Source organism: Bombiscardovia apis (assembly GCF_033095945.1).
GTDB lineage: Bacteria > Actinomycetota > Actinomycetes > Actinomycetales > Bifidobacteriaceae > Bombiscardovia > Bombiscardovia apis.
The window spans coordinates 577,636-589,087 of sequence record NZ_AP026800.1; the positions used below are offsets into that span (position 1 = coordinate 577,636).

Consider the following 11,452-nt stretch of genomic DNA (forward strand, 5'->3'; position numbering starts at 1 on the left):
TTGCTTGCCGGCCTTACGTGCGCGTATTACGCGAATTACTACTCCAGATTGGACTGGGTGCCCGCAGAAGCCCCAGCGGAGGCCTGCTCAGCCTGAGCTGCATCGAGCTTGGCCCGTACCTGCCCAAGGAGTTCCTGAGCCCGCTTGGCCAGTGCCTCGCCAATCTCCCACTGGTGCATGGAAGCATCCAGGTCGAGCCCGCCTGCCTCCAAGGCTTGCACGGCCTCAATGAGCTGGTCGCGAGCCTGCTCGTAAGGCAGTTGCGCAATAGCTTCGCGCTCCTTATCGCTCAGGGTCGAGGCCAGCGGCTCCTGGCTCTCGGTTTGCTTGCTGGCTTTTGCTGCTGCCATGTTGATCTCCTTGATAGTGTCTTACATTTGAAGGTTGGTGTACAACGCTTTGTTTGGAACGTTGTAGCTGTGCGACTCAGTTGCCCGGCTCTACGGTGGTCGTCTTAGTGGCCTCCAGAGCGCCGCGCTTGAGCGTGATTTTGATTTCGGCTCCGTCGGCTATGGCCGTTGCATCTGAGGCGACAGCCCCGTCTGCGGTCTGCACGACAGCGTAGCCGCGGTTGAGCGTGGACTGCGGTGAGAGCGCAGTGAGCGAAGACTGAAGCTTCTCAACGGTCAGCGAGGCATCATCGACGATTCTGCGCAGGGAAATGTCTAGGCGCACCTGAGCGTCGTCAACAAAACGCTGGGGCTTGTCGAGCATGGTGAGCGGCTGCGTGAGGCTTGGCCGATTGGCATAGCCCTCAATCAGCCGGGTTTCGTTCTCAACCAATGCCTGGATGCGGGCTCCTATGCGCAGGCGGGCCTCCTCGACCATGCCCTCCTGCTCGATAAGGTCTGGCACTACGCGCTTTGCAGCATCGGTGGGAGTTGAAGCACGCAAGTCGGCAGCCAAATCAATGAGCGTCCAATCGTCTTCGTGGCCAATGGCCGAGACGATAGGGGTTTTACAGGCGGCAGTAGCGCGCACTACTGCTTCGTCGGAAAAGCCCAGAAGGTCCTCGAAAGAGCCACCGCCGCGGGCTACGATAATCACGTCCACTGCCGGGTCTGCGTCTAAACGCTCAATGGCGGCCACTACTTCGGGTGGGCACTGTGGGCCTTGTACGTGGGCGTGGACTACTGAAAACTCAATGGTGGGCCAGCGCAGGCGGGCGTTGGTGATAACGTCGCCTTCTGCGCGAGCTTGGGGAGCGCAAATGAGACCGATGCGCTCGGGGAACTCGGGCAGGGCAATCTTGTTATCAGCGTCGAAGAGCCCCTCGCCCTTGAGCTGGCGGCGCAGCTGCTCAATCTGCTCCTTCAAATCACCAGTGCCCACGCGGCGAATGTCGTCGGCCATAAAGCTCAGCCGGGTTTGCTTGGTCCACAAGTCCGGTTTGCCATGAATCACGACTCGGTCGCCCTGGTGGAAGTCGCGGGCCTTAGTGGCAAAAGCGCGGAATCCCATGACGGAGATAGAGATGTCTTCAAAATTGTCGCGCACTGTCAGATAGGCAGAGCCTGCGCGACGGGTATTGATTTCAACGATTTGCCCCTCTACCCAAGCTCCGGGCCAGCGGGCTACCGCGTCGTGATACTTTTGGCTCAGCACCGAGACGGGCCAAGGGCTTTCCGAAGTGGTGTCGCGAGCTAAACGGGGCAGTTCGCTCAAGGGTTTGGGTTGGTCGATGGAGCCGGCAGGGCGCTCGCTACCGCTGCCTGCGAAGCTGAGCGTACCCTCGCCAGGGCCGAACGCCTCTCGAATGGCCATATTTGCTAGCACGGCACCTCCCAAAGAGTATAGATACCTCAACAATTCACCAACTCAGGGACAATTTCATTCACGGTTTTTGTTAGCTGAGACTAGTTAATAATGATGGAAGTGCCGGCAAGGGCTATGGCTTTCCCCTATCATAAGTGTTATGGAACAGCGAGCGTGGCTTCTTTACGGAACACCCTAAGCTATCCTAGATAAAAGATAACCATCCCCATATGCGGGAGCAGATGGTAGCCGCGCTGGAGAGGGAGAGTCATGGGGTTTGTCACCATTCGGGATGTGGCGCGCAAGGCCGGTGTCTCTACTGCCGCAGTTTCTCAGATTTTGCACGACAAAGGGCGTTTCTCGGTTGAGACGCAAAAACTGGTGCGCCAAACCGTTGAAGAACTGGGCTATATTCCCGATTCACGCGCTCAGGCTATGCGTTCCGACTCTACCCGCATGGTGGGTATTTTGGTGCCAGACCTGCGAAACCCCTATTTTGCCAACTTGGTCTCTTCGATGGAGACCATGCTTTACGAGCAGGGTTTTGGCGCCCTTATCGGCACTTCAGACGAGTCCGTCAAGCGTCAAGACAACTTCCTTATGCGCCTTATGGGCCAGCGCATCGACGGCGTGATTGCGGTGCCACAAGGAGACCAAACTCCCGGAATTAAAATGTTGGTAGAGCGTGATTTGCCCCTAGTGTTCGTGGACCGTCGTGTGCCTGGCATGGACGGCACGGTACCCTACGTGGTTTCCGACCCCAATCCGGGTTTGCGCGATGCCTTGGCCACCCTGCGTGATTACGGCCATACGAGCGTGGCTTATGTGGCTCACCCCTCGCTGGGTTCGTTCAGTGTGAACGAGCGTGCTGAGGCCTTCCGAGAGCTGGGCCCCCAGTTCTTTAGCGCCAGCAAAACTGCGGTCTTTTCTTGCGGCGAAAGTCTCGAATCGCGCAAAGAAGCCTTAGATGGAATCCTTGATTTTGGGGCTACGGCAGTAATTTTCGGCTATTCGCCCGACGCTATTAGCTGCATAAGTCTCTTGCGTTATCGCGGCGTTGAGTTAGGTCGCGAAATGTCCCTCGCTTCTTTCGACGATATTGAAGCTTTCCGATTACTCTCACCTCAGGTTGCGGTCATATCTCAACAGGTGGAGCAGATGGGGCAACAGGGGGTTTCGATTCTCCTTGACCACATTCGCGGAGATCACCACAAGGATTGCCAGCCAGTCAGTATTCCCACTAGCTTTGACTTGCGCGGCTCGGTAGGTCGAGTCCAGTAAGTAATTTGGGGTGCGCTAACTCAAGGGGGGTTGAGATGAATACACACGGCGTAATTGGACAGTTTTACGTAAAGCATTTAGACTGATAACTGTTATTGATAAAACGTTATATCAGCTGTTGCTCGATGGGGAGGTGCCGATGCAGGTTACCGTACGCTACGATGCGCTTACGCCCGAACTTTACGCGAGCGTTCGCACCACTGCGCATTTTCCTGAATACGACCCTGCCGACGTGCGAGCAGCCCTCGATGGTAGCTTCTGCTCGGTAGTGGTGTATGCCGATGGTCTGCCTGCCGGAATTGGTAGGGTAGTGGCCGACGGTCGCATCGCCTTCTTCATCAAAGACTTAGTTGTGCTGCCCCAATACCGCGGTCAGCGTATAGGCTCAGCCATCTTGGACGCACTTATTGAGCGCATTAGCCGCTCTTGCTGTGATCACGCTTATGTGGGCTTGCTTTCAGCCAGCGGTAAAGAGGGCTTCTATGAGCGTCACGGTTTTACACGCAGACCTAGCGATGATATGGGTAGCGGTATGATTCGTTTTCTCGACCACACCGAGCCCGGTGCCGCCAGCGCCGACTCGCTACCGCCCTGCCAGCAGGGTTGTGCCGACCAGCCCGAGCCAGCAGCCATCATAAGCGTTCAAGAATCGTAGGTGACGATGTGAACACCGATGGTGTGTACAGCGTAAAGGAGCACTCATAGACTTCATTGTTTCTCTGTAAAAGAGATGGGAACTCCACAATTCCATCCATGCAGCTGTAAACTGTTATATGCGGCTGTTCGACCGCACGAGCGAAAGTGATATTCAAAACTATGCAAGGCCAAGAACTGTTGAATACGAAGGACTTCTCCGGAGGCTCCGTGGTGATTTTCGGCTCCATGAATGCCGACTACACGGTCACTACCAAGCGCTTGCCCACTGGCGGCGAAACTGTAGTGGGCGGACCTCTGACCATCCTGCCCGGCGGCAAATCCTCTAACCAAGCTGCAGCAGTGGCCCGATTGGGCTCTGGTGCCACGATGCTAGGCAAGCTCGGCACCGATGCCAACGGTGACTTTCTAGAGACACAGCTGGTCAAAGCTGGCGTAGACATGAGCGCCGTCTCCCGCTGCGATGGGCCCAGCGGTGCCACTGTCATCACGGTCGACGAGCATGGTGAAAACACTATCGTTATTTCCGCAGGTGCCAATGAGCATGTCGACCCTGCATACGTGGATTCAGTCTCCAAGGAACTGACTTCTGGCTCCGTTCTAGGCCTGTGCCTCGAGAGTCCTATGGAATCGGTGACGCGCGCTGCTCAGCTGGCACACCAGGCCGGCCTGACGGTCGTCCTCAACGATTCTCCCTTCCAAGGCGAATTGCCCCAGGACTTGATTGACAATGTCGACCTGCTGCTGGTCAACGAGCACGAGATGTGGCAGCTGATTAGCCAAGAGGGCGACGAAACTCCTGCGCTTTCTGGCGAAGGCTGGTGGCAGAAGCTGGATTGGGCTGAGATTTACGGTCGCCTCAAGGCCGTGGGCTTCCAGCGGGTTGTGGTCACTCTCGGTTCTGCCGGGTCTATGGTGCTCGAAGATGGAGTGGCCGAGCACGTGGAGGCACTCAAGGTCTCTGCTGTCGATACAACTGGCTGCGGTGATGCCTTTATGGGCGCTATTTTGGCTGGTTTGGCTACCGGGTCTAGTCTTTTGGATTCAGCCCGCGTGGCTTCCTATGTCTCTGCTTATGCGGCGACTGGCCGTGGTGCCCAGTCCTCCTACGGCACGCTTGAGCAAGTGCGCGCTTACTTCGCTGATTGCGATAAGTAAGATTCATACTACAAAGCCCGGCTGCTGAGCCTATTCAAGGCCAGCAGCCGGGCTTTTGCTGTCATCCCTCACTGGCCCATTATGATGTCTGGCGGGCTCTGTGCTCGCTGTACGAATATAAGAGAGGGCCCGATATGATTGAGGGCACCTGCCGAAGCGAGGTGCCCTCACAAGCGTTTTAGCTAGCGATTACTGCTGCTTGCTGTAGATGGTCTTGTTGAAGAGCAAGTAGACCATGAGTCCGACGAAGATGATGGCTGCGTCGAGAAGGAAGAGGTTGGAATAGTTGGCAGCGAAACCGGTGGTGCCGTTAATGGAGCCTCTGGAGAGTGCCGGGGAGCTCATAAGTCCGCCGATGATGGCGATGCCCACGGAGCCGGAAACGTTGATGGCCAAATCGTTCATGCCCACGCCGCGGCCAGACTCATCCTTGGGCAGGGTGTCCAAGACGGTCGAAACCAGCGGGGAGTATAGAAAACCGCCGCCACCGTAGTAGAGGCAGCCGGCCAGCGTGAGGGCAATCGGGCCCCAGTTGATGCAAAATACCGCCAGTACGAAAGCGATAATCTTCATGCTAGCTGCGGTGATGATAGCGGCCTTGCGCCCAATCTTGCCCACAATCCAGCCCGAGGAGATGCCCACGCAAGCACCAACGATGAAGGCCCACACAACGTGCATGGAAACCTGCGAGGTAGTCATGTGGAACATCTTGGTAGCAATGCCGCTGAAGAGGGGGGAGAAGGAATAGTTGGGCAGCCACAGAATCAGAATCAGTGAGATGGCCATGAGCCAGCGCTTATTACGGAAGAAGGCGGGCGTGATGAAGGGGTTGGATGCCTTGTGAATGTAGACTGCGAAGGCGATGAAGAGGAGGGCGGAGAGTGCAATCATCCACCAAGCCTTGTACGAGAAGAACAGGGTGATGAAGGCTGTGGCCGTTCCGAAGATGACGAAACCGACGGTGTCGACCTTCTGACCGTTTCCGGTCCTATCTGGCAGATTCTTCAAGAGCATTGGCAGGAAGAAAACGGTGATGGCGGGGATAAGGAAAAGATACTGCCAGTGGATGGAAGTGAGGATACCGGCTGCGAACACGCCGATTGCTGCCGAAAGCTGGTAGCCGGCGGTAAAGAGGCCAAAGAAGATGACCTTGAGCGAATCCTTCAAATACTTGGTTGCCACAACCAGATAGACCGAACCGGCCACCTGTTCGCCTGCGGTCTGCACGGCGCGGGCTACGATAACGACCCAAATGTTGGGATTGATGTAGAAAGTAGCGAAAAAGCCGCCAATAGAGCCGATTGCCAGCAGGACGATACCAACGACTACTAGTTTTTTGAGTGAGACGAAGTCGCCCAAGGAGCCGTAGACGAAGCAGACGATGCCGAGCACGATGCTGGGAATGGCGGTAATGAGCGAAGCTTGGCTGGGCGCACCTACGGCATCGCCGATTTGTGTAAATACTAGGTTGAATCCTTGTAAACACAGGGTGCCCAAAATAAAGGTAATAAGCAGCGGAATCAGGGCCTTAACAGCCATGTCGCTGGTGATTTCTTGCTGCTCTTTTGCTGCGACTGCCGACGCGCTGCCGGCGGTTGATGAGTTAGACATAATTTCCTCTAATGCTAATAAAAGTGCGGGGAATAGGGGATAGGGGATAGGTGGGGGGGCGATTAGCAGCTGGCTGCCAGGCCACTAATGCGGCCCATGAACTCTTGCAGGAAGCGGTCCTTGTCGACGCCTACGGCCACCTGGGTTGTCTTGACGGGATCGTTGAGGCGGTCCTTGTCTCCAATAGTGCGACCGCGAGTGGGCTCTTCTAGGTCAACTTTAAGATTGACTCCCAGCGTGGTGATGAGGCTGGGGTCGATGGCCACGGCAACTGCCAGCGGATCGTGCAGGCCGCAGCCGCCCAGCTGAGGGGCAGTCTTGGCGTAGGCGCGAATGTAGTAGTCGGTCATATCTGCCAAGAAGTCACCGGCCTTGGTGTGCAAGTCGCGCCATTGCTGGGTTTCCTTAGTGGTCAGAAGCGTTTGCAGAGTCACATCTAATCCAACCATCGTCACCTGTGCGCCCGACCTAAAGAGCGCATCTGCCGCCTCCGGGTCTTGCGAGATGTTGGCTTCGCGCCAAGGGGCTACGTTGCCGCTCACGGTAAGCGCCCCGCCCATAATGACGATGTTGCCAATTTCGTTTATGATGCTCGGGTCGCGCTCAAAGGCGGCAGCAATATTGGTCATAGGGCCAGTTGCTACGTATATGAGGTCCTTGCCGTAGGTGTGTGCGGCGCGGATAATGAAGTCGACGCCGTTTTCCTCTTCCGGCTGGCGGGGTGAGGGGGCGATTTCAGCTTCGCCAACGCCGTTATCTCCGTGGATAAAAGCGGAGACCGGCAAGACTTCGAAGCTGTCTTTGGTGCTTGCATGGGGCAGGCCGGGGAATGCAGGCACTTCCTTGTGTCCGAAGAGATCGGTGACTGCTAAGTCGTTGTGCACGCCCTGCTCAAGTGTGACGTTGCCGTATGTGCCGGTGATGCCTATGAGCTCAACTTCTGGACTGCCGAGCGCATAAGCAATGGCTAGCGTGTCGTCAATTCCAGTGTCAAGGTCGAGGATGAGCTTGTACATAGAATGCCTTTCATATAATTCCAGCGACGGAAAACCTCTTTAAGAGTAACAACCAAGTGTGATGGCAATGACTACTTTGTCGATACAAGGTTGGTAAAAGGTTTTATTGCTTACCATTACATAATAGACGTATCTGCACTGAGCGTCAAAATACGGTTCGGGAAATAGACAATTTCCTCCCGTGCACCGCCCCTAATCTTGCGTCGGGCATACATCGGAAATGAATGACATCGTGGCGTGTTAGGATAAGTCGGAACAAGCAACGATCCGTTATCAGCGGGGAGCTTCCGGAAGAACAGCACTTGAATCTTGCGAGTGCCTACTAGAACCGGCGGGCGGGGCCCGTATAGCCCCTTCAAGCGGTTGTGTTTGCTGGCAAGTTAGCAGCGCAACAAGCGAGGTGGTACCGCGCAGGTGAAGCAATTCGCCCCCGTCCTCGGCCTAGGAATGAGCCAACGAGTCTAGGAGCGTGTGCGGTGAGTCAATCAGCGAATGAACCCTTCAATCCCAACGAGCGGGCGCAATCTGTCTACCCCAAGGCAAGCGAGGGCGCCGCAAACAAGCAGGTGGGCCCCAGCCCCAGCTTCCCCCAGATGGAAGAGCAAGTCCTCAACTATTGGGATCAAGACGATACCTTCAACAAATCGGTAGAGCGCCGCGCCTCGGGAGACAACTCCAGCAATGAATTCGTCTTCTTTGACGGCCCTCCCTTTGCCAACGGATTGCCCCACTACGGCCACTTGCTCACCGGCTATGCCAAAGATGTGATTCCCCGCTATCAGACCATGAAAGGGCGCAAGGTCAAGCGCGTCTTTGGTTGGGATACCCACGGTCTGCCCGCCGAGCTTGAGGCCCAAAAGGAGCTGGGTATTGAGTCGGTAGACCAAATCGAGGCTATGGGCATCGAAAAGTTCAACGACGCCTGCCGCGCTTCGGTTTTGAAATACACCAGCGAGTGGAAGGACTACGTGCACCGCCAGGGTCGATGGGTGGACTTTGACCACGGCTACAAGACGCTCGACATCCCCTTCATGGAGTCGGTCATGTGGGCCTTCAAGCAGCTCTACGAGAAGGGCTTGGCCTACCAGGGCTACCGGGTGCTGCCTTACTGCCCCAAGGATCGCACGCCCCTTTCGGCCCACGAGCTGCGCATGGATGCCGATGTCTACCAAGACCGCCAAGATACCACCGTTTCCATGGCCGTGAAGCTGCGCGACGAAGAAGATGCCTACGCCGTTTTCTGGACCACGACTCCTTGGACGGTGCCCACCAACTTCGCTATCGTCGTTGGTGCCGACATCGATTACGTGGAAGTTCAGCCGGTCGAGGGCCAGTTCGCCGGTAAGAAGTTCTACTTGGGCAAGGCCCTCCTGCCTTCCTACGAGAAGGAACTGGGCGAGGGCTACCAGATTGTGCGCGAGCTCAAGGGCTCCGACATGGTCGGCTGGCGCTACTGGCCCGTCTTCCCCTACTTCGCAGACGAAAGCGCGACCGCTCAGGGCGCAGTGCCCGGCCCCAACGCTTATCAAATCTTTACCGCAGACTACGTAGACACCGCTGAAGGCACCGGACTTGTGCACCAGGCTCCCTACGGCGAAGACGATATGAACACCCTCAACGCCCAAGGCATCAAGTCCACAGACGTACTCGACGAAGGCTGCCGCTTCACCGCTGCCTGCCCCGATTATGAGGGCGAATACGTCTTCGATGCCAACAAGCCGATTCTGCGCAACCTGCGTGATGGTAGCGGCCCCTTGGCAGCCATCCCTCAGGAGCGCCGGGCCCTACTCTTCCAAGAGAAGTCCTACGTGCACTCCTACCCTCACTGCTGGCGTTGCGGCACCCCGCTTATCTACAAGCCCGTCTCTTCTTGGTTCGTTTCCGTTACCAAGTTCAAAGACGAAATGCTTCAGCTCAACCAAGAAATTAACTGGATTCCCGACAACGTCAAAGAGGGCCAGTTTGGCAAGTGGCTGGCCAACGTGCGCGACTGGTCCATCTCCCGTAACCGCTTCTGGGGCTCGCCCATCCCGGTGTGGGTGTCAGACAACCCTGCCTACCCGCGAGTAGACGTGTACGGCTCCCTCGAAGAGCTCCTGCGCGACTTTGGCGATTATCCGCGCGACGGCAAGGGCGAAATCAACATGCACCGCCCCTACATCGACAACCTGACCCGCCCCAATCCAGACGACCCCACGGGCCAGTCCACAATGCGCCGCATCACCGACGTCATGGACTGCTGGTTCGAGTCCGGCTCTATGTCGTTTGCTCAATTCCACTATCCCTTTGAGAACAAGGAATATTTTGAGCAGCACTTCCCGGCTGACTACGTGGTGGAATACATCGGCCAGACCCGCGGCTGGTTCTACCTCCTGCATGTGATGGCCACGGCCCTCTTCCACAAGCCTGCTTTTGAAAACGTCATCTGCCACGGCATCGTGCTCGGCGACGACGGCCAGAAGATGAGCAAGCACCTACACAACTATCCAGATGTGAACGAGGTCTTTAACGAGTACGGCTCCGACGCTATGCGCTGGTTCCTTATGAGTTCGCCCATCCTGCGCGGCGGCAATCTTATCGTGACCGCCAAAGGCATTCGCGACACCGTGCGCCAGGTGCTCCTACCTATCTGGTCGTCTTACTACTTCTACACCCTCTACGCCAACGCGGCCAATGGGGGAGCGGGCTACGACGCTCACCGCCTTAGCCCCGAGGAAGTCGACGATCTCCCAGCTATGGACCGCTACCTGCTGGCAGCCACCCGCCGCCTTGTTGAGGGCTTGCAGCGCTCGCTCGACGATTTCGCTATCTCTGACGCCTGCGCCAAGGCCTCTGAGTTTATCGACCTGCTGACTAACTGGTACATTCGCAACAACCGAGACCGCTTCTGGTCCGAAGACGCGCGCGCCTTCGACACCCTCTACACGGTCTTGGAAGTCTTCTCTAGAGCCATTGCGCCCCTGGCTCCTATGGAGACCGAGGAGATTTGGCGAGGGCTTACCGGCGGCGAGTCAGTCCACCTTGAGGATTGGCCCTTCTTGACCGATGCTGCCACCGGTGAAAGCACCGAGCTCGGCTTGGTATTGCGCGACGACCCGGCTCTGCTGGCGGCTATGGAGAAGGTACGCGAGATTGTCTCTTCCACGCTCTCCATGCGTAAAGCTGAGCAGATTCGCGTGCGCCAGCCCCTCTCCGAGCTCTCAGTCATTGTGGAAGACCCGCAGGCAGTAGCTGCTTACGAGGGTATCCTCAAGTCGGAGCTCAACGTGAAGTCTGTAGACTTCTCCACGCTTGAGCAGGCTCAGGAGCAGGGTCTGCGCATCTTGCAAGAGCTCAAGGTCAACGCTCGCGCGGCTGGCCCCAGGCTGGGCAAACAGGTCCAGTTCGCTATCAAGGCATCCAAGACCGGCGCTTGGCACTTAGACGGCGGCACTCCGGTGGTGGAAACCCCTAACGGCGACATCGCCCTAGAGCCGAGCGAATACGAGCTGATAAACCGCGTAGAAGAGAGCCAGGCTGAGGGTAGTGATTCCAAGGCCTCAACCGCCCTCCCAACCGGCGGTTTCGTAATCCTCGACACCCAGCTCACGCCCGACTTGGAAGCCGAAGGCTACGCGCGAGACTTGATTCGCCTAGTCCAAGACGCCCGCAAGGCTGCCAACCTCGACATTGCCGACCGCATCGCGCTGTCTCTAACCTTGCCGGCCGCCGAGGCCCCCAAGGCCAGCCAGTTTGAGTCTCTGATTGCGTCCGAGACCTTGGCCAGCAGCGTGACCATCGAGTCCAGCGACTCCGCCCAGGAGCCCCAGGTCCAGGTAACCAAGGCCTGATTCTCCCTAAACACCAGTGCCCCGCGGGTTTACGCTCGCGGGGCACTGGTGTTTAGGGGGGGGGCAAAGCCGGCTATGGGGCGCTCCTCCGGTTGTGGTTGGGGAGCGCTGGTTTTGGTAGCCTGCTTTCCGCCGGGTGTCAGCGGG

The 11,452-nt window shown here is 57.2% G+C and carries 8 protein-coding genes; 4 read left to right on the plus strand and 4 right to left on the minus strand.

All coding sequences use genetic code 11. The annotated features are described in order from the left end of the window. Window positions 1-38: 38 nt before the first annotated feature. Window positions 39-350 carry an exodeoxyribonuclease VII small subunit gene (locus R8377_RS02160; RefSeq protein WP_317643331.1) on the minus strand — a complete coding sequence of 104 codons (312 nt, stop codon included), beginning with the start codon at window positions 348-350 and terminating at the stop codon, window positions 39-41. Window positions 351-426: 76 nt separating this feature from the next. Further along, a complete protein-coding gene (gene xseA / locus R8377_RS02165) occupies window positions 427-1,764 on the minus strand; it encodes an exodeoxyribonuclease VII large subunit (protein WP_317643332.1) in 1,338 nt (445 codons plus the stop codon). A 261-nt stretch (window positions 1,765-2,025) separates the two neighbouring features. On the opposite strand from xseA, the gene R8377_RS02170 reads away from it, so the two are divergent. The 3 genes from R8377_RS02170 to R8377_RS02180 all read left to right on the plus strand — a co-directional run bounded on the left by R8377_RS02170 (window position 2,026) and on the right by R8377_RS02180 (window position 4,848). Then, window positions 2,026-3,036, plus strand: coding sequence for a LacI family DNA-binding transcriptional regulator (locus tag R8377_RS02170; RefSeq protein WP_317643334.1), 1,011 nt, complete (start codon window positions 2,026-2,028; stop codon window positions 3,034-3,036). 139 nt (window positions 3,037-3,175) lie between these two features. Next, a complete protein-coding gene (locus R8377_RS02175) occupies window positions 3,176-3,691 on the plus strand; it encodes a GNAT family N-acetyltransferase (protein WP_317643335.1) in 516 nt (171 codons plus the stop codon). Between the two features lie 161 nt (window positions 3,692-3,852). Further along, the gene (locus R8377_RS02180) at window positions 3,853-4,848 is read left to right on the plus strand and encodes a ribokinase (protein WP_317643667.1); all 996 of its coding nucleotides are present in this window, start codon (window positions 3,853-3,855) and stop codon (window positions 4,846-4,848) included. Between the two features lie 189 nt (window positions 4,849-5,037). On the opposite strand, the gene R8377_RS02185 is transcribed toward R8377_RS02180, so the two are convergent. Continuing rightward, a complete protein-coding gene (locus tag R8377_RS02185) occupies window positions 5,038-6,459 on the minus strand; it encodes an MFS transporter (RefSeq protein ID WP_317643336.1) in 1,422 nt (473 codons plus the stop codon). Window positions 6,460-6,521: 62 nt separating this feature from the next. Then, window positions 6,522-7,475 (minus strand): nucleoside hydrolase, encoded by a 954-nt coding sequence (locus tag R8377_RS02190; RefSeq protein ID WP_317643337.1) that lies wholly within the window; start codon window positions 7,473-7,475, stop codon window positions 6,522-6,524. Window positions 7,476-7,951: 476 nt separating this feature from the next. On the opposite strand from R8377_RS02190, the gene ileS reads away from it, so the two are divergent. Further along, window positions 7,952-11,305: an isoleucine--tRNA ligase gene (gene ileS, locus R8377_RS02195; protein WP_317643338.1), complete on the plus strand. Its 3,354-nt coding sequence runs from the start codon at window positions 7,952-7,954 to the stop codon at window positions 11,303-11,305. Window positions 11,306-11,452: the final 147 nt, after the last annotated feature.